At 71.9% G+C, this 17,313-nt stretch carries 15 protein-coding genes; 8 read left to right on the forward strand and 7 right to left on the reverse strand.

The genetic code is table 11. The features are described from left to right. Nucleotides 1–138: 138 nt before the first annotated feature. Together ACFVJQ_RS17605 and ACFVJQ_RS17610 are read right to left on the reverse strand one after the other, a co-directional pair. Nucleotides 139–2,514, reverse strand: a complete 2,376-nt coding sequence (locus tag ACFVJQ_RS17605) for a PQQ-binding-like beta-propeller repeat protein (RefSeq protein ID WP_385510999.1) — start codon at nt 2,512–2,514, stop codon at nt 139–141. 178 nt (nt 2,515–2,692) lie between these two features. Continuing rightward, entirely contained in the window at nt 2,693–3,427 is a 735-nt protein-coding gene (locus tag ACFVJQ_RS17610) for a VOC family protein (RefSeq protein WP_385784815.1), read from the reverse strand. A 209-nt stretch (nt 3,428–3,636) separates the two neighbouring features. On the opposite strand from ACFVJQ_RS17610, the gene ACFVJQ_RS17615 reads away from it, so the two are divergent. Next, nucleotides 3,637–4,284 carry a TetR family transcriptional regulator gene (locus ACFVJQ_RS17615; RefSeq protein WP_129796363.1) on the forward strand — a complete coding sequence of 216 codons (648 nt, stop codon included), beginning with the start codon at nt 3,637–3,639 and terminating at the stop codon, nt 4,282–4,284. A 57-nt stretch (nt 4,285–4,341) separates the two neighbouring features. Here the strand turns inward: ACFVJQ_RS17615 and ACFVJQ_RS17620 are convergent, their stop codons facing one another. Then, nucleotides 4,342–5,553: an acyl-CoA dehydrogenase family protein gene (locus ACFVJQ_RS17620; RefSeq protein WP_385784818.1), complete on the reverse strand. Its 1,212-nt coding sequence runs from the start codon at nt 5,551–5,553 to the stop codon at nt 4,342–4,344. 101 nt (nt 5,554–5,654) lie between these two features. Here ACFVJQ_RS17620 and ACFVJQ_RS17625 point away from each other — a divergent pair, with 101 nt between their 5' ends. From ACFVJQ_RS17625 to ACFVJQ_RS17635, 3 genes are all read left to right on the forward strand, one after another. Then, on the forward strand, nt 5,655–6,821 hold the full coding sequence (locus tag ACFVJQ_RS17625) for an acetyl-CoA acetyltransferase (protein WP_385511002.1): 1,167 nt from the start codon (nt 5,655–5,657) through the stop codon (nt 6,819–6,821). A 112-nt stretch (nt 6,822–6,933) separates the two neighbouring features. Next, complete coding sequence (locus ACFVJQ_RS17630; protein WP_385511004.1) at nt 6,934–7,359, forward strand: pyridoxamine 5'-phosphate oxidase family protein; 426 nt, start codon at nt 6,934–6,936, stop codon at nt 7,357–7,359. Nucleotides 7,360–7,419: 60 nt separating this feature from the next. Continuing rightward, on the forward strand, nt 7,420–8,085 hold the full coding sequence (locus ACFVJQ_RS17635; protein WP_385784822.1) for a pyridoxal 5'-phosphate synthase: 666 nt from the start codon (nt 7,420–7,422) through the stop codon (nt 8,083–8,085). Between the two features lie 31 nt (nt 8,086–8,116). Here ACFVJQ_RS17635 and ACFVJQ_RS17640 read toward each other — a convergent pair whose 3' ends face one another. The 3 genes from ACFVJQ_RS17640 to ACFVJQ_RS17650 are packed head-to-tail and all read right to left on the reverse strand — an operon-like array spanning nt 8,117 to nt 9,596. Next, on the reverse strand, nt 8,117–8,719 hold the full coding sequence (locus ACFVJQ_RS17640; protein WP_385784825.1) for a GNAT family N-acetyltransferase: 603 nt from the start codon (nt 8,717–8,719) through the stop codon (nt 8,117–8,119). 41 nt (nt 8,720–8,760) lie between these two features. Further along, nucleotides 8,761–9,147, reverse strand: a complete 387-nt coding sequence (locus ACFVJQ_RS17645) for a Zn-ribbon domain-containing OB-fold protein (RefSeq protein ID WP_385511007.1) — start codon at nt 9,145–9,147, stop codon at nt 8,761–8,763. Beyond that, the gene (locus ACFVJQ_RS17650) at nt 9,144–9,596 is read right to left on the reverse strand and encodes a DoxX family protein (RefSeq protein WP_385511009.1); all 453 of its coding nucleotides are present in this window, start codon (nt 9,594–9,596) and stop codon (nt 9,144–9,146) included. Before ACFVJQ_RS17650 ends, ACFVJQ_RS17645 begins: the two co-directional genes overlap by 4 nt. 111 nt (nt 9,597–9,707) lie before the next feature. Here ACFVJQ_RS17650 and ACFVJQ_RS17655 point away from each other — a divergent pair, with 111 nt between their 5' ends. The 4 genes from ACFVJQ_RS17655 to ACFVJQ_RS17670 all read left to right on the forward strand — a co-directional run bounded on the left by ACFVJQ_RS17655 (nt 9,708) and on the right by ACFVJQ_RS17670 (nt 14,868). Continuing rightward, nucleotides 9,708–10,886 carry a flavin-containing monooxygenase gene (locus ACFVJQ_RS17655; RefSeq protein ID WP_385784829.1) on the forward strand — a complete coding sequence of 393 codons (1,179 nt, stop codon included), beginning with the start codon at nt 9,708–9,710 and terminating at the stop codon, nt 10,884–10,886. Between the two features lie 117 nt (nt 10,887–11,003). After that, nucleotides 11,004–13,232 carry an acetate--CoA ligase family protein gene (locus tag ACFVJQ_RS17660; protein ID WP_385784832.1) on the forward strand — a complete coding sequence of 743 codons (2,229 nt, stop codon included), beginning with the start codon at nt 11,004–11,006 and terminating at the stop codon, nt 13,230–13,232. 16 nt (nt 13,233–13,248) lie between these two features. Continuing rightward, nucleotides 13,249–14,106: an enoyl-CoA hydratase/isomerase family protein gene (locus tag ACFVJQ_RS17665; RefSeq protein WP_385511012.1), complete on the forward strand. Its 858-nt coding sequence runs from the start codon at nt 13,249–13,251 to the stop codon at nt 14,104–14,106. A gap of 171 nt (nt 14,107–14,277) precedes the next feature. After that, the gene (locus ACFVJQ_RS17670) at nt 14,278–14,868 is read left to right on the forward strand and encodes a flavin reductase family protein (protein WP_385511013.1); all 591 of its coding nucleotides are present in this window, start codon (nt 14,278–14,280) and stop codon (nt 14,866–14,868) included. A 40-nt stretch (nt 14,869–14,908) separates the two neighbouring features. Here the strand turns inward: ACFVJQ_RS17670 and ACFVJQ_RS17675 are convergent, their stop codons facing one another. Continuing rightward, entirely contained in the window at nt 14,909–17,281 is a 2,373-nt protein-coding gene (locus ACFVJQ_RS17675) for a SpoIIE family protein phosphatase (RefSeq protein WP_385784836.1), read from the reverse strand. Nucleotides 17,282–17,313 lie beyond the last annotated feature (32 nt).

Here is a 17,313-nt window from a genome sequence, read left to right on the forward strand (position 1 = left end):
CAGCTTGCGTGGCGGCTCTCGCTCACGGGGCGTAGCGTCAGGTGTGAGCGCGGTGAAGGAGTCTCCACACGCTCACCGAGAGCGACGGCCGCCGTCCGGTACCCCTTCCGTGCCAGTACGACGGCCGTCCCCCGGGCGTCAGGCGCTGCGCGCCGTGCCCGTGCCCTTCTCCGCGTCCAGCGCGTACACGCAGCGGTCCTTGCTGCATGCGTACACGATGCCGTCCTTGACGACCGGGGAGCCGGTGATCTCGCCGCCGGTGGCGAGTTTCCAGCGCAGTCGGCCGTCGTCGGCTTTCAGGGTGTACAGCAGGTGGTCGGTGGAGCCGAAGTGGATACGGCCCTCGGCGACCGACGGTGCGCCCACGATGTCGCCGCCCGCCTGGAACCGCCACTTGGGGGTGCCGGTGACCGCGTCCAGCGTGTACAGGCCGGTGCCGCTGCCGACGTGGACGTGACCGGCGGCCACCAGGACCGGTTCGATGGACGCCCGCGACTCGGTGGCGATGCGCCAGCGGTCGCGGCCGTCGGTGGCGTCGAGGGCGTACACCGTGCCGAGGTAGTCGGCGAGGTAGATGCCTCCGCCGGTGACCGCGGGGCCGGGCGCGAAGGCGGGCGGGGAGAGGAAGACCGCGGGGGCCTCGAAGTGCCAGCGCACGTGTCCGCCGGCCACGTCGATGGCGAGGACGCGGGTGCCCGCGGACACGTACACGTATCCGTCGGATGCGGGGGCGACACGGACCGGTACGCCGCCGCAGGAGGCCGCGTCGCCGATCGGGTACGACCAGCGCTCGTCGCCGGTGCGGGCGTCCAGGGCGCGCAGCCGGGCGTCCTGCCAGACGTACACCGTGCCGTCGTGCAGGGCGGGCCCGGCCTCCGGGGACTCGAAGTCGCTCTGGCAGCCGGTGATCTCCCACAGCTTCTGGCCGTTCGCGGCCTCCCAGGCCTGCACGCCGCCGCCGCGGGTGCCGGTGACGACGGTGCCGCGGTCGGCCTTCAGGGAGTACACCCAGGCGTCCGTCGACAGCCGCCACAGGTCGGCGCCCTCGCGGGCTTCCAGGGCGAAGAGGGTGGGGCCGTCGGAAGCGTGGATCCGCCCGTCGGCGACCGCCATCGACCAGGCCACGTCCCGGGTCTTGAAGCGGCGCCGACCGGTGCCCACGTCCAGGGCGTGCACCTCGAAGGAGGTGACGTAGACGAGGTCGTCGGCGACGGCCGGGGTGCCCCAGACGTCGTTGGACATACGGAACCGCCAGGGGCGCCAGCCGGCCGGGTTCTCCGGGGGTGCGGGCTGCGGCGCCGGTACGGCGGGTTCGGCGCCGTTGACGCCGGGGCGGGGCTTGGCCCAGGACGCGGCCAGGCCCGCCTCGGGCGGGGGCGCCTTGACGGCGGCGGCGCGGGCGTCGGCGACGCGCGGGCCGGGGCCGATGGGCACCGCGGCGCCGGCCAGCCGTACGGGGCCGCCGTCGGGGGCGCCGACCGGGGCGGACACGGGTGCCGCGGGCGCGGGCGCCGTGTACGCGGGCGCCGGGACGACGGGGTCGTGGGGCGGTGGGGGCGGCACGGCGTGCGGCCGGCCGGAGCTGCGGCCCGAGCCGGAGGCGGGCTTGGCAGGGGGGCGGCCGCCGCGGCGGGACTCGATCAGGCCGACGGCCTTCTCGGGCAGCCACGCCGACGCCGTACCGCTGTCGTCGGAGCCGGAGCCGAACAGGTGCGGGGCGAGCTGGGCCTGGAGGTCGGCGGGGGTGGGGCGGGCCGAGGGGTCCATCTGCATACAGGACTCGATCAGCGGGCGCAGCTCGTCCGGCAGGCCTTCGAGGTCGGGGCCCTCGCGCAGCAGCATGAAGACGGTCTCGACCGGGTTGGCGCCGTGGAAGGGCGGGTGTCCGGTGGCGGCGAAGACGAGGGTGGAGCCGAGCGAGAAGACGTCGCTGGCGCCGGTGACGGAGCGGGAGTCCTTGGCCTGCTCGGGCGACATGTAGGCGGGGGTGCCGACGGCGACGTTCGTCATCGTCAGACGGGTGTTCGAGACACCGGAGGCGATACCGAAGTCGATCACCCGGGGGCCGTCCTCGACGACGAGCACGTTGGAGGGCTTCAGGTCCCGGTGGACGAGCCCGGCGCCATGGATGGACTGGAGGGCCTCCGCGACGCCCGCCGCCAGCCAGCGCACCGCCTGGGCCGGCATCGGCCCGCAGTCGTTCACTATCTCCTCGAGCGAGGGCGCGGGAACGTACGCGGTGGCCAGCCACGGCACGGCCGCACGCGGGTCGGCGTCGACCACGGCCGCCGTGTAGAAGCCGGACACCGCGCGGGCCGCCTCGACCTCGCGCGTGAAACGGACGCGGAACAGCTGGTCCTCGGCGAGCTCCGTCCGGACGGTCTTGATCGCCACGCGCCGGCCGGACGCCGAGCGCGCGAGATAGACCAGCCCCATGCCGCCGGCACCCAGCCGTCCCAGCACCTCGAACGGCCCGATCCGCCGCGGATCGTGCTGCGTCAGCTGATCCACCACTTGCCTGCCACCTCCCCGTACGAGCCGCGTCACCCACATATGTACGCGACCGCGTGCAGCGTCTCACCACCGCACCGCCGTGGCGGCACGCACCCCGATTCTTCCTGTCCGGGCCACAGGTTGCGAACCCAGTGACATATCGGGTGTCTCGCCTTATAGCACGACAAAAAGGTGCAGGTCAGCGCTGCAGTGCGGCGAACGAGGCCCCCTGGTCGTCCGTGGCCACGCCCACCGTTCCGTACGAAGTGTCGAACGGTCCCGCCTGGATGCGGCCGCCGAGCCGGTTCACCGTCCCGAGTGCGGCATCGCAGTCCTCGACCCCGAAGTGGACCAGGAAGTGCGGCGGCATCTCGGCCGGGAAGACCTCGGTGAGCAGGGCGCGGCCGAAGTCGGGCTCGGCGTCCGGGCCGACCAGGGCGTCGGTGAACAGACCCCCGTAGAAGGCGCCCGCAGCCTCGGGGTCGCGGGCGTACAGCTCGACCCGGACGAAGCTGCCGGGCACGTGGCGCTGCCCGAACCCCGGGTGCGTCCCCGGCTGCCACAGACCGAAGACGGCACCCTCGGGGTCGGCGGCGAGCGCGGCGACACCCAGTTCGCCGACCGGGATCGGTGCGGTGACGATCTGGCCGCCGGCCGCCAGGATCCGCCGGCACAGAGCCTCGGCGTCCGGCGTCGCGAAGTACACCGTCCAGACCGTGGGCAGGCGGCCGTCCGGCTTGTGCGCGAGCCCGGCGACGGGCTCGCCGTCGTGGTACGCCCACACGGTGCCGCCGTACGACTCCTCGAAGGTCCACCTGAAGAGCTCACCGTAGAACCGTTTTCCCGCCTCGACGTCGGCGAGCTGTGCGTCCACCCAGCAGGGGATGCCCTCCATGTACGCCGCTTCACGCGCAGATGCCCCATTTTCGGCCATGCTGTCAAGCTAACGTCCCCAGGGCCTGTCCGGCGGATCATGCCGCAGACGCGGGGACCGGCAGGGCGCCGCCGATTTCCTGCGACCTGATCCGCCGGACGGGCCCTGGCCACGCCCCACTCACCAGCCACATCACCCCCATTTCTCCCGTGCACCCCATTTGCAGTCGGCCGAATAGCGCTCCGATCATCCCTCGGTAAGCTGACGACATGACAGGACAAGTGCGTACCGTCGACGGCCGCGTGGCCGGTCGGCGTGGGCAGGCGACCCGGCAGAAGCTGCTCGACTGCCTCAGCGAGATGCTCAGCTCCTCCCCCTACCGGGACGTCAAAGTCATCGATGTCGCCAGGAAGGCGGGCACTTCGCCCGCGACCTTCTACCAGTACTTCCCGGACGTCGAGGGCGCCGTCCTGGAGATCGCCGAGGAAATGGCCGCCGAGGGCGCCGGGTTGACGGAACTGCTCGCGGGCCGTTCGTGGACCGGTAAGGCCGGCTGGCAGACGGCCCAGGAACTCGTCGACGGTTTTCTGGAGTTCTGGCGGAAGAACGACGCGATCCTGCGCGTCGTCGACCTCGGTGCGGCCGAGGGCGACAAACGGTTCTACAAGATCCGCATGAAGATCCTGAACTCGGTCAACAACTCCCTGGTCGACGCGGTCGCCGAGTTGCAGTCCAAGGGCCGGGTCGACAAGGACGTGAACCCTGCGGCGATGGCCGGTTCGATCGTCGCGATGCTGGCGGCGGTCGCCTCGCACCAGAAGGGCTTCCAGTCCTGGGGCGTCAAACAGGCCGAACTCAAGCCGAACCTTGCGCTGTTGGTGCACCTGGGCATCACCGGCCGGAAGCCGACCAAGTAGCCCGGAGCAACGGAAAACGCCTTTACCAAACCCAAGTCCTGTCAGGCGGGCGGTGGTTCACCCACGTGGACCACCGCCCGCCATGTTGTTCGCGGCCACCCTCCCCTCGAACAGCTCCGCCGCGTCGGCGGCGTGCGCGCGCAGCCGGTGGACGGGCCCGAAGAGCAGCTCGTCGCCGGCGGCGCGCTTGAAGTACAGGTGCGCGTCGTGCTCCCAGGTGAAGCCGAGGCCGCCGTGCAGCTGGATCCCCTCGGCCGCGGCGGTGCGCAGCGCCTGGAGGGCCTGGGCGAGGGCGAGCCCGCCGACGGCCTCACCGCGGCTGGTCGCCCAGGCCGCGTAGTACGCCGCCGAGCGGGCCGCCTGCACCTGGACGTACACGTCGGCCAGGCGGTGCTTGACCGCCTGGAACGAGCCGATGGCCCGCCCGAACTGCACCCGCTGCCCGACATGGGCGACGGTCCGCTCCAGGACGCGGTCGGCCGCCCCGACGGCCTCCGCGGCGAGGACGGCGGCGGCGGTGTTCCCCACGGAGGCGAGGGCGTCGAGGACATCGGCCTCTTCCTCGCCGAGCAACTCGGCTGCCACGTCCCGGAGTTGCAGTCGCCCCTGCGGGCGGGTCGCGTCCAGGGCGGTCTGCCGTACACGGACCAGCCCGGCGGCATCCCCCGGCACCAGGAACAACAGGGTCCGCGAACGGGCGAACCCCCCGGCGTGCGCGGCCACCACGAGCAGCCCCGCACTGTGCCCGTCCAGCACCTGCCCGACCTCCCCGTACAACCTCCAGCCGACCCCGCCCCGCCGCGCCTGCACGCCTCCCGCCCGGCCGCCGCCCGCCCAGTCGCCCCGGTTGGCGCCGGTCATCGCGAGGGCGGTGGCGAGGTGCGCGCCGGGTACGGCGAGGGCGGCGGTGAGGCGGCCGGAGGTGATGCGGGGCAGCAGGCCGGCGCGCTGGCCGTCCGTGCCGAGGGCCAGGAGGAGGGGGGCGGCGAGGACGGCCGTGGCGAGGAGGGGGGAGGGGGCGAGCGCCCGGCCGGTCTCCTCGGCCGCGAGAGCGAGTTCGGTCGCCGAGCAGCTGACTCCGCCGTAGGCCTCGGGCAGTGCGAGGCCGGGCAGGCCGAGGCGGGCGGCGAGGTCGGTCCAGAGGCGGGGGTCGTGTCCGGCCGGGGTGTCGAGGGCCGCCCGCAGCTGCTCGGGGCCGCAGGTGCGGTGGAGCAGGTCACGGAGGGTGCGGCGGATCTCGTCCTGCTCGGGGGTGAAGCTGGCGTCCATGGGCGGGGCCTCCCTGATCTGACGGTGCGTCATATTAGGGCAGCAGGCCGGGAGTGCCCAGGTCTGCCGAGGAAGCAGCTATCTGATGTACCGTCAGATTCATGCGTACCCGGAGAGTCGCCGTGGTGGGCGTGTCCCTGTCCTCCTGCGGCCGTGTGGACCAGGCAACCCCGTACACCCTGCACGCCCAGGCCGCCCGCCGGGCCCTCACCGACGCGGGACTGGACCGCGCGCTGGTCGACGGCTTCGCCTCCGCGGGCACGGGCATGCTCGCGCCCGTGGAGGTGGCCGACTACCTGGGCCTGCGCCCGACCTGGGTCGACTCCACCTCGGTCGGCGGCTCGACCTGGGAGGTCATGGCGGCCCACGCGGCCGACGCGATCGCCGCCGGTCACGCGAACGCGGTGCTGCTGGCCTACGGCTCGACGGCCCGCGCGGACATCAGGGCGGGCCGGCGCACCGGCACCCTCTCCTTCGGCGCCCGCGGTCCGCTCCAGTTCGAGGTGCCCTACGGCCACACCCTGATCGCCAAGTACGCCATGGCCGCCCGCCGCCACATGATCGAACACGGCACGACCCTCGAGCAGTTGGCCGAGGTGGCCGTCCAGGCGCGGGCGAACGCCGCCCTCAACCCCGAGGCGATGTTCCGTGACCCGATCACGGTCGACGACGTCCTGTCCGGCCCGCTGATCGCCGACCCCTTCACCAAGCTCCACTGCTGCATCCGCTCCGACGGCGGCGCGGCGGTGCTGCTGGCCGCCGAGGAGTACGTACGGGACTGCCGCACGGCTCCGGTGTGGATCCTCGGCACCGGCGAGCACGTCTCCCACGCCGCCCTGTCCGAGTGGACCGACTTCACCGTGTCCCCGGCCGCCGTGAGCGGGCGGCTGGCCTTCGAGCGGGCCGGGGTGCGCCCGGAGGAGGTCGACTTCGCGGAGATCTACGACGCGTTCACGTACATGACCCTGGTGACGCTGGAGGACCTCGGCTTCTGTGGAAAGGGTGAGGGCGGGGCGTTCGTGGAGAAGGGGCGGCTCAGGGTCGAGGGCGGGGAACTGCCGGTGAACACCGACGGAGGCGGTCTGTCGGCCCGGCATCCCGGGATGCGCGGGCTGTTCCTGCTGGTGGAGGCGGTACGGCAATTGCGGGGGGAGGCAGGCGAGCGCCAGGTGCGCGCCAGGGACGGAGAGCTGCCCCGGCTGGGGGTGGCCTCGGGGACGGGGGGCTGGTTCTGCTCCTCGGGGACGGTGGTTCTGGGACGTGACTGAATCCGTCCCGTGTCGACTCACCGGCTGCGCATCCCGGAATACGGGACGGTCCGCGGCATGCTGACACGGACAGGCGGAATCCGCGGACCTGGAGCACTCGAAGGAGAGCAACATGGCACTGTCCCGTGAGGAACGCGAGCAGTTTCTGGCCGAGCCGCACATCGCCGCGCTCGCGGTGAACGGGGAGGCGGGAAGGGCACCGCTGACCGTGCCGATCTGGTACCAGTACGCGCCCGGCGGCGACGTGTGGATCATGACCGGCCTCGACTCCCGCAAGCACCAGCTGATCAAGGCGGCCGGCCGCTTCACCCTGATGGTCGACCGCGTCGAACCCACCATCCGCTACGTCTCCGTCGAGGGCCCGGTCGTCGACACCAGCCCCGCCACCGTCGAGCAGCTCCGGGAGCTCTCCGCCCGCTACCTCCCGGCCGAGAAGGTCGACGGCTATGTCGAGTTCGCGCTGAAGAACCACGGCGAGAACGTCGTCATCCACATGCGGCCCGAGCGGTGGGTCTCCTCGGACCTCGGAACGGTATGAACGGTAGAGGGGGCAGGGTCCGGTCCGGGGGTGCTCCGTGGGTGCGGGGATACTCGGCCCATGGAACCGGATCTTCATGAGCTGCTGAGGTCGCTGCGGGTGTGGGACCCGGAGGTCACCGAGCTGCCGCCGTTCGACCCCGCCACCGCACCCGCCGAACCCCTCCTCCTGTTCACCGGCTGGTTCGCGCAGGCGGTGGCGGCGGGCCAGCCCGAGCCGCACACCATGTCCCTGGCCACGGCGGACGAGGAGGGCCGGCCGGACGTACGCATCGTGATGCTGCACGGCGCCGACGCCCACGGCTGGTCCTTCGCCACGCATGTCACCAGCCGCAAGGGCAGCCACCTCACCGCCCGCCCGTACGCGGCCCTGGGCTTCTACTGGCCCGTCCAGGGACGTCAGATCCGCGTCCGGGGCCCGGTGACGACCGCCCCCGCCGAGGAGGGCCAGGCGGACCTGCACGCCCGCTCCACCGGAGCTCTGGCGGCCGCACTCACGGGCCACCAGAGCGAACCCCTCGCCTCCCTCCAGGACCTCACCCTCGCCTCCGAGGCGGCCTGGACCCGAGCTCAGGACGACCCCGGCACCCCGGCCCCGACCTGGACGCTCTACCGTCTCCAGCCGGACGAGGTGGAGTTCTTCCAGGGCGACACCCGGCGACGGCACGTACGGCTGGCCTACCGGCGTACGGAGGACGGCTGGAGCCGTCAGCTGCTGTGGCCGTGATCCTCGGTGGAACGCCGGCCTGAGCCCACGGTCACTGCGCCACCGCCGGGTCGGTCGCCAGACGGCCGTGCAGGTGCACATCCCGGAACGCGTCGCGCCGCCCGGCCTCCCACATCGCGCCCCGCAGGGTCCCCTCGTACGGGAAGCCACACCGTTCGGCGATACGGCAGGAGGCGTCGTGGCCCAGGGCATGGCCCAGCTCCAGGCGGTGCAGGCCCAGGTCCGTCAGGGCCCAGTGGGCGGCCAGGGTGAGGGCGCGGGTGGCGACGTGCCGGCCGCGGGCCTCGGGGAGGATCCAGTAGCCGACGCGGGCGACGCGGAAGACGTGGTCGATCTCGTTGACGCCGATATGGCCCAGGGTCGTGCCCGTGGCGGCGTCCGTGACACGGAACGACGCGCTCGTGCCGTTCGCCCAGTTCTCCGCCTTGGCCCGGAGGGAGGCGCGGGCGTCGTCGAGGTCCGTGACCGGTTTCAGAGGAGTGTTCCAGCGCTGGAAGTCCGGGTCGGACAGCCCGCGCAGCCAGGTCCCGGCATCGGCGTCGGAGCGGGGGTCCCAGCGGCACAGGCGCAGACCGTGGCCGTTCAGCTCGGGGAAGGGGCGGGCGACTGAGGACTGGGCACGTATGAGGGACATCGGCCCATTCAATCCCGTCGGCCCTGTCGACTCATCCGGAATTACGGCGAACTCCGGAACACCGGCACGCCCTCCCGGAAGGCGACCGTCAGCTCCATCCCGGCCCGCAGCTCGCCCTCCGCGCAGTCGACGACCTCCGTCATCATCCGCGGCCCCTCGGCGAGGTCGACGACCGCGGCGACGTACGGCGTGCGCTCCCCGAAGGGCGGCAGGTCGTTGCGGTGGACGACGGACCAGGTGTAGAGCGTGCCGCGGCCACTCGCGTCCTGCCAGGTCACGTCCTCGCTCCAGCAGTACGGGCAGAACTCCCGGGGGTAGTGGTGCGCCCGCCCGCACGCCCCGCACCGCCGCACCAGCAGCCGCCCCTGCGCCGCCGCCTCCCAGTACGTCTGGGTGAAGGCGTCGATCTCCGGGAGGTCGTACCTCATCGGAAGAGTCCCAACGCGCTGTCCAAGGACCAGGTCTGCCACGACATCCCGAACAGAGCCACCAGTGAGATCAGCGCCATCATCGAGTTCTGTCCCTGCTCCGCCCAGTCGTGGATCATGAGCGTGAAATAGAGGACGTTGAGCAGCAGTCCGCCGACGAGGGCGAGCGGAGTCAGGAATCCGGCGATCAGCCCGAGCCCCAGGGCGAGTTCCGCGTACACGACGACGTATGCCATCACGCGTGGCCGGGGCGCGACGACGACCTCGAACCCCGAACGCACCGCGTTCCAGCGGTGCTTGGCGGCCACATCCGCGGCCCAGGCGATCCCGGTGCCCCGCTCGAACCAGCCCTTCCTGTCCTTGTGCCGCCAGCTCTCCAGCCACCACAGCCCGAGCCCTATGCGGAGCACGGCCAGCCACTCGGCACCGGTGAGCCAGATCGCATCCATGGACCTGACGGTACGTCAGCTAATGCGCTCCGGGAAGCCCCAAGAAGTCGGCCATCACGAAGTGACCGTTCCTGGAGACTGAGCGGGAGCTCTGTCAGTACGCTCCGGGACATGCCCGACTCCACAGCCCCCGCCGATCGCCCCGTCTACGTCATAGGTGGCGGCCCCGGCGGACTCGCCGCCGCCCACGCACTGCGCGCCCAGGGCATACGCGCGGTCGTCCTGGAGAAGTCCGACCGGGTCGGCGCGTCCTGGCGGAACCACTACGACCGGCTGCACCTGCACACCACCCGGCGGCTGTCCGCCCTGCCGGGGCTGCCGATGCCGCGCCGGTTCGGGCGGTGGGTGTCCCGGGACGACGTGGTGCGGTATCTGGAGAAGTACGCCGAGCACCACGAACTCGAGATCGTGACCGGCGTCGAGGTCTCCCGCGTCGACCGCACACCCGACGGTACGGGCTGGCTGCTGCACGCCACCGGCGGCCGCGAACTGACCGGCGGCGCGGTGGTGGTGGCCACCGGCTACAACCACACGCCCCGCGTCCCCGACTGGCCGGGCCGCGACACCTACACCGGCGAGTTCCTGCACGCCTCCGCCTACCGCAACGCCGGGCCCTACACCGGCCGCGACGTCCTGGTCGTCGGCATCGGCAACACCGGCGCCGAGATCGCCGTCGACCTGGTCGAGGGCGGAGCGAAACGGGTACGGCTGTCCGTGCGCACGGCGCCGCACATCGTCCGCCGTTCCACCGCCGGCTGGGCCGCCCAGTACACCGGCGTCCTGGTGCGCCGGCTGCCGGTCGGCCTGGTCGACCGGCTCGCTCGCCCGCTGGCCAAGGTCAGCGTGCCGGACCTCTCCGCCCACGGCCTGCCCCGCCCCGGCACCGGCCTGTACAGCCGGGTCACCGAGGGAGCGATCCCCGTCCAGGACGTCGGCCTCATCGACGCGGTACGCCAGGGCAAGGTCGAGATCGTCGCCGCCGTGGAGGCCTTCGAGGACGGCGAGGCAGTCCTCGCCGACGGCAGCAGGATCGGCCCGGACGCCGTCATAGCGGCCACCGGCTACGTCCGCGCGCTGGAGTCCCTCGTCGGCCACCTCGACGTCCTCGACGACCGGGGCAGACCCGTCGTGCACGGCGCCCGCACCCCGAAGAACGCCCCCGACCTCTACTTCAGCGGCTACACCAACCCCATCAGCGGCATGCTCCGCGAGCTGGCGATCGACGCGGAGAAGATCGCCCGGACCATCGCCAAGAGAGGCGCCGGACGGGTGTCCCGCCTCCCCGGCTGACCACACCGCCCACGATTGCCGCCTGCACGCCTGTTCCTGACACTGCGTCAGTTCAGTAATCTGACACTGCGTCAGTTAGTTGTTGCTGGTGGCTGTCACACAGGAGCGGGCGGACCGATGCTTGGATCAACCCACGGCACTCTCACCACCGACTCCCGCCGGGCCCGCGCCATCGCCTGCGGTGAGCAGCGGCCCGGCCCTGCCGTGCACGGCCGTCCGGCCGACGTGGACGACCTCGATGTCAGCGGCCGTCCGCTGTACTCCGTCGTCCCCGATCTGGACCGCTTCTTCCGCCCCGAGTCCGTTGCCGTGATCGGCGCCTCGGACGCCGACGGGCGTCCGAACACCGGCATCACACGGCAGTTGGTCGCGTGGGCCGGGCGGGTCGGGGCGCGACTGCACCCCGTGCACCCCACCCGCGAGTCCGTCTTCGGCATACCGTGCGCTCCTTCCGTCGCCGACCTGCCCGAGCAGGTCGATCTCGCCGTACTGCTGGTCGCCGACCCCCTTCCCGTGGTCGAGGAACTCGCCGAGGCCAAGGTGCGGTTCGCGGTGGCCTTCGCCTCCGGGTTCGCGGAGACCGGCGAAGAGGGTGCGGCCGCGCAGGACCGGCTCGCCGCGGCCGTCCGGCGGTCCGGGATGCGGCTGCTGGGGCCGAACACCAACCTCAACGCGTTCGAGGAGTTCCGGGACGACCTGGACGGGCCGGCGATCGCCCTGATCACCCAGTCCGGGCACCAGGGCCGTCCCGTCTTCGCCCTGCAGGAGCTCGGCGTCCGCCTGTCCCACTGGGCGCCGACCGGCAACGAGGCCGACCTGGAGGCCGCCGACTTCCTCTCCTACTTCGCCGAACAACCGGAGGTCGGCGCCATCGCCGCCTACGTGGAGGGCCTGAAGGACGGCCGGTCCTTCCTGCTCGCCGCCGACCGGGCCGCCCGGCGCGGGGTGCCGGTCGTCGCGGTCAAGGTGGGCCGCACCGAGACCGGTTCCCGTACGGCCGCCTCGCACACCGGCAAGCTGACCGGCGCGGACGCGGTGGTGGACGCGGCGATGCGGCAGTACGGGGTGATCCGGGTCGACGGGCTCGACGAGCTGCAGGACACCGCTGCTCTGCTGGCCCGCGCCCGCCCGCCGCGCGCCGACGGTGTCGTCGTCTATTCGATCTCGGGTGGCACGGGCGCGCACGTCGCCGACCTGGCGGTGTCGGCGGGGCTGCGGCTGCCGGTGCTCTCCGAGGCCAGGCAGTCCGAGCTGCACCAGTGGATACCGGAGTACCTCAGCGTGGCCAACCCGGTCGACAACGGTGGTCATCCGGTGGGCGACTGGCGCGGGCGGAAGATCATCGACGCGATCCTGGACGACCCTGAGGTCGGGGTGCTGATCTGTCCGATCACCGGGCCCTTCCCGCCCTTGAGCGACCGGCTCGTGCGGGACCTGGTGGACGCGGCCGAGCGGACGGACAAGCTGGTGTGCGTGGTGTGGGGGTCGCCGGTCGGCACGGAACCGGCGTACCGCGAGGTGCTGCTGAGCTCCTCGCGGGTGGCCACCTTCCGCACGGTCGGCAACTGTCTCACCGCCGTCCGCGCCCACCTCGCCCACCACCGCTTCGTCCGTGACTACCGCTCCCCCTTCGACGAGGCGCCGCGCACCCTCTCGCCCTCCTTCCGCAAGGCGCGCGAACTGATGCGGCCCGGGCAGCGCTTGAGCGAGCATGCGGCCAAGCAGCTGCTGCGGGCGTACGGGATCCGGGTGCCGCGCGAGCAGCTGGTGACCAGCGCGGCGGCGGCCGTCCGGGCGGCGGGGCTGGTGGGTTACCCGGTGGTGATGAAGGCGTCCGGCGCGCAGCTCGCCCACAAGACGGAGCTCGGCCTGGTGAAGATCGGGCTGACCTCCGCCGCCCAGGTCCGCGACGCCTACCGCGAGCTGACCGACATCGCCCGCTACGAGGGCGTCTCGCTGGACGGCGTCCTGGTGTGCCAGATGGTCGAGCAGGGCGTCGAGATGGTCGTCGGCGTCACCCACGACGACCTCTTCGGGCCGACCGTGACCGCCGGACTCGGCGGTGTGCTCGTGGAGGTGCTGCGGGACACGGCGGTGCGGGTGCCGCCGTTCGGCGAGGACCAGGCGCGGGACATGCTCGGCGACCTGCGCGGGCGGGCCCTGCTGGACGGGGTGCGGGGGCGGCCGCCGGCCGATGTCGACGCGCTCGTCGAGGTGATCCTGCGGGTGCAGCGCATGGCGCTGGAACTCGGAGACGGCCTGGCCGAGTTGGACATCAACCCACTGATGGTGCTGCCCCAGGGGCAGGGGGCGGTGGCGCTGGACGCGCTGGTGGTGTGCCGCTGAAATGGGTGCCGCTGAGATGAACATGCCTGATTTCCCCCGTACAGACGTGAATCCTGCGGAGAATCCGGTGACACCGGAAATTTCCGCTGAGTCATTGGTACTGCACGCCACTGACAATCAGGTCTGCCGCATCACCCTCAACCGCCCCGAAGCCCTCAACGCCATCACCCCTGACCAGCGCGAACACGTCATCCGACTGTTTTCCGAAGCCTCCGCGGACCCGGACGTACGGGCCGTGGTGATCACCGGCACGGGACGCGGATTCTGCGCGGGCGCGGACCTGCGCAGGGCAGCCGCGGCCGGTGAACCGGTCGTCGGTGACGTGGCCCGTACGATCCGGCTCGGCGCCCAGCGCCTGATCGCCGCCGTCCTCGACTGCGAGAAGCCGGTCATCGCCGCCGTGAACGGCACGGCGGCGGGCATCGGCGCACATCTCGCGTTCGCCTGCGACCTCGTCCTGGCGGCCGAATCGGCCCGGTTCATCGAGGTGTTCGTACGCCGGGGACTCGTACCGGACGGCGGCGGCGCCCATCTCCTCCCCCGCCTGATCGGCCCGCAGCGGGCGAAGGAACTGCTGTTCTTCGGCGACGCGCTCACCGCGGCCGACGCCGAGCGCCTCGGGCTCGTCAACCGTGTCGTCCCGGACGGGGAGTTGGACAAGACGGCCCGCGAGTGGGCGGCCCGCCTCGCCACCGGCCCGACCCGCACCCTCGCCCTCACCAAGCAACTCGTCAACGCCTCCCTCGACACCGACCGCGCCACGGCCTTCGCCGCCGAGGCCGCCGCCCAGGAGATCAACATGACGACGGAGGACGCCCGGGAGGGCCTGGCGAGTTTCGTGGAGCGCCGGAGCCCTCGGTACCGAGGGCGGTGAAGGCGGCCGTCAGTCCCGCCGTCGAGTCCGACGACCACGCCGCCCCGCTCCTCGGGGCAAATGCCCGGCCGCTTTTTCCCCACCCCATGAGGCGGAGCGTACGCCGGGGCTTGGCGAGGTCCGCCACGAGGCTTCTCATCTGACGAATCGTCAGCTTCAATAGTGAACGTGATGGGACAAGCAGGGACCGCCGAAGCCGCTGTCCGCTACCTCAGGTCGGCCGGGACCCACGGTCCCGTGGAGGCGTTGCCGCGCCCGGAGTTGCGCTGTGTCCGCGAGGACGAGCGGGCGCCCGTGAACCAGCAGGAGTTCCGCCGCGTCCTCGGAAACTTCGCCACCGGCGTCACGGTCGTCACCGCACCCGCCGCCGACGGCCCCGCCGGTTTCGCCTGCCAGTCCTTCTCCTCCCTCTCCCTCGACCCACCCCTCGTCGCCTTCATGGTCGGCCGTACGTCGACGACCTGGCCGCGCATCGCCCGCACCGGCGTCTTCTGCGTCAACGTTCTGAGCGCGGGCCAGGGCGAGCTGTGCCGGGGCTTCGCGGTGAGCGGCGGAGACAAGTTCGCGGGGGTCGCGTACGACACCGCGCCCGTCTCCGGCTCACCCCGCCTCGCGGGCACCCTCGCGTGGGTCGACTGCACGATCCACGCGGTGCACACGGGCGGGGATCACCTCATCGTGGTGGGGCGGGTGGCGGCGCTGGGCATGGGCGACAACGAGGACGGGGCGCCTCTGCTGTTCCACAAGGGGCGATTCCGCTGAGGCCGCTCCGCCAGAACTTCCCCTGGGCAGACCAGCGAGGCTAGGGGATGGCCAGATCAGCCCAGATGGTCTTCCCGGACGAGGTGTACCGCGTGCCCCAGCGCTGGGACACCTGGGCGACAAGGAACAGGCCGCGGCCTCCCTCATCGTCCCGACGCGCTCGCCGCAGGTGAGGTGCGGTGTGCGCGTTGTCGGAGACCTCGCACAGCAGGGAGCGGTCCCTGATCAGCCTCAGCATGACCGGTCCGGTGGCGTACCGGATGCTGTTGGTGACCAGCTCGCTCACCACGAGTGCGGCGCTGAATGACAGTTCGGGCAGACCCCAGGTCTCCAACTGGCGCTCGGTGACTGCGCGGGCGTGAGCCACCATGGCCGGGTCGGACGGCAGCTCCAGGTCCGCCACATGGTCGGCGTCGAGCCGCCGGGTGCGGACGAGCAGCAACGTGGCATCGTCCGCCTGTGGTCCGGGCGGCAGGGTCGACAGCGCCCGGTCACACAGTTCCTCCAGTGGGCTTCGTTGCCAGGTGAGCACATGGGCAAGGCGGTCGATTCCGGTGTCGATGTCGGTGCGCCGGTCCTCCACGACGCCGTCGGTGAAGAACGCCACTATGCTGCCGTCGGACAAGCTCAGCTCCACGTTCTCGTAGGGCAGGCTGCCCAGCCCCAGGGGCGGTCCCGGCGCCAGCGCAGACAAGGCCACCGAGCCGCTCGCATCGGCCACGAGCGGCGGGGGATGGCCCGCGCTCGCCCAGACGCAGCGGCCGCTGACCGGGTTGTAGATCGCGTACAGGCAGGTCACCCCGAGCCCCTCGTCGCTCAGCCCGTCATCCGCGTGGGGTTCCGAGTCCTGCGCGACCAGGCCGTCCAGCCGGGTGAGCAGCTCGGCCGGGTCCAAGTCCAGCAGGGCCAGGGTCCGTACGGTGGCGCGCAGTCGGCCCATGGTCGCGGCCGCGTGCACGCCGTGGCCCACCACGTCGCCGACCGTCAGGCCCACTCTGGCACCGGACAGCGGGATCAGGTCGAACCAGTCGCCGCCCACGCCCACGCGGCTGTCGGCAGGCAGGTAGCGGTACGCCACGTCGACCGCGCTCTGCTCAGGCAGGTGCTGTGGCAGCAGGCTTCGCTGCAGTACCAGGGCTGCCGCATGCTGGCTGGTGTAACGGCGGGCGTTGTCGATGCCGACGGCGGCTCGCTCGGCCAGTTCCACGGCGAGCGTCTGCTCCTCGGGCCCAAAGGGGTCGGGGTTGCTGCTGCGCCGGAAGGTGGCAAGGCCCAGGACTGCATCGCGGGTGAGCAGCGGGACGAAGAGGCAGGAGTGCGAGGCGGCCGATCCCGTCTCACCTGGTGCCTCGGGCGGGGAGGCGTCGACGATGAGGCGGCTGGTGGCCAGACTCAGAGCCTGCGGTGACGATGGCGGGTAGGAGACGGGAGTGGTCCGAAAGTCTTCCGGGGTCCGGCCGTGCATCCGCAGCAGATTGTTCCCCGGCGCCGAGCCCGTCGGCGGCTGCCGTCCCTCGATGACCGCCGGCGGCAGGTCCACCAGCACCTCGTCGGCCAGCTGCGGTACCGCCACGTCGGCAAGCTCCGCAGCTGTGCGACGCACGTCCAGCGAGGCGCCGATGCGCTTTCCTGCCCGCACCAGCAGCGACAGTCGTTCCTGGGCGCGGTAGCGGTCGGTGATGTCCAGGGACTCCTCGAACAGCCCCAGCAGTTCGCCTCGGGCGTCCACCAGCGGGTGGTACGAGCAGGACCAGACGTGCTCGCGCACCGGGTCGGCGGGGGCGCGCCCGCGATAGTGCATGCCCATGATCGGTTCCCCCGTCGCCATCACGTGCTCCATCACCTGGTCTTCGTCCGGGTGGTGGTGGCGGGAGATGAATTCGCCTTCGGGAAAGAGAGCCGCGGCCGGTCGGCCGATGTACTGGGCAATCCCCGCGAGCTCCAGATCGGTGGAGACGTTCCCCCAGACGACCCGCTTGTCGGTGTCGAAGATCGTCAGGCCCACGGGAGACTCGGTCGCCAGTCCCTGCAGCATCGCCAGCTGCGCCTCCCAGCCGCGCAGCGCCTCCAGGTCGGCCGCGACCACGACGGTCGCAGCGATGCCCTGGTTCACGAGCGGGCTGAATGTCACGGCCGCGCGCAGTACGCGTCCGTCCCGACAGCAGAGGTCCAGGACGGTGCTGCGGGGCTTGTGCGCCTTGCAGAGGGCGGACAGTCGCTGCCCGGAGGTCGCCGCCAGCAGCCGGGCGGCCGACTGACCGAGCACGTCCTCGGACGGGTGTCCGAGGAGGCGCTGGGCCGAGGATCCCCACCCGGAAATGCGGCCGTCGGCGTCCAGTACTGCGGCGGCGGCCTTGGAGAGGTCCAGAGGGCTGTGGAAATCGACGTTGGCCGCATTCGGAAAACGATCCATGGCACCGCTTCCCTTCGTGCACCCTCAGCATC

This window comes from Streptomyces sp. NPDC127197 (genome assembly GCF_042672405.1).
GTDB lineage: Bacteria > Actinomycetota > Actinomycetes > Streptomycetales > Streptomycetaceae > Streptomyces > Streptomyces flavusporus.

Bases quoted from the DNA above. Each gene is read 5' to 3' on its own strand.
- ACFVJQ_RS17675 (WP_385784836.1), bottom strand. From the start codon at position 17,281: ATGGATCGTTTTCCGAATGCGGCCAACGTCGATTTCCACAGCCCTCTG.
- ACFVJQ_RS17620 (WP_385784818.1), bottom strand. From the start codon at position 5,553: ATGGACGCCAGCTTCACCCCCGAGCAGGACGAGATCCGCCGCACCCTC.
- ACFVJQ_RS17625 (WP_385511002.1), top strand. From the start codon at position 5,655: ATGCGTACCCGGAGAGTCGCCGTGGTGGGCGTGTCCCTGTCCTCCTGC.
- ACFVJQ_RS17615 (WP_129796363.1), top strand. From the start codon at position 3,637: ATGACAGGACAAGTGCGTACCGTCGACGGCCGCGTGGCCGGTCGGCGT.
- ACFVJQ_RS17630 (WP_385511004.1), top strand. From the start codon at position 6,934: ATGGCACTGTCCCGTGAGGAACGCGAGCAGTTTCTGGCCGAGCCGCAC.
- ACFVJQ_RS17610 (WP_385784815.1), bottom strand. From the start codon at position 3,427: ATGGCCGAAAATGGGGCATCTGCGCGTGAAGCGGCGTACATGGAGGGC.
- ACFVJQ_RS17660 (WP_385784832.1), top strand. From the start codon at position 11,004: ATGCTTGGATCAACCCACGGCACTCTCACCACCGACTCCCGCCGGGCC.
- ACFVJQ_RS17665 (WP_385511012.1), top strand. From the start codon at position 13,249: ATGAACATGCCTGATTTCCCCCGTACAGACGTGAATCCTGCGGAGAAT.
- ACFVJQ_RS17655 (WP_385784829.1), top strand. From the start codon at position 9,708: ATGCCCGACTCCACAGCCCCCGCCGATCGCCCCGTCTACGTCATAGGT.
- ACFVJQ_RS17670 (WP_385511013.1), top strand. From the start codon at position 14,278: ATGGGACAAGCAGGGACCGCCGAAGCCGCTGTCCGCTACCTCAGGTCG.
- ACFVJQ_RS17645 (WP_385511007.1), bottom strand. From the start codon at position 9,147: ATGAGGTACGACCTCCCGGAGATCGACGCCTTCACCCAGACGTACTGG.
- ACFVJQ_RS17635 (WP_385784822.1), top strand. From the start codon at position 7,420: ATGGAACCGGATCTTCATGAGCTGCTGAGGTCGCTGCGGGTGTGGGAC.
- ACFVJQ_RS17640 (WP_385784825.1), bottom strand. From the start codon at position 8,719: ATGTCCCTCATACGTGCCCAGTCCTCAGTCGCCCGCCCCTTCCCCGAG.
- ACFVJQ_RS17650 (WP_385511009.1), bottom strand. From the start codon at position 9,596: ATGGATGCGATCTGGCTCACCGGTGCCGAGTGGCTGGCCGTGCTCCGC.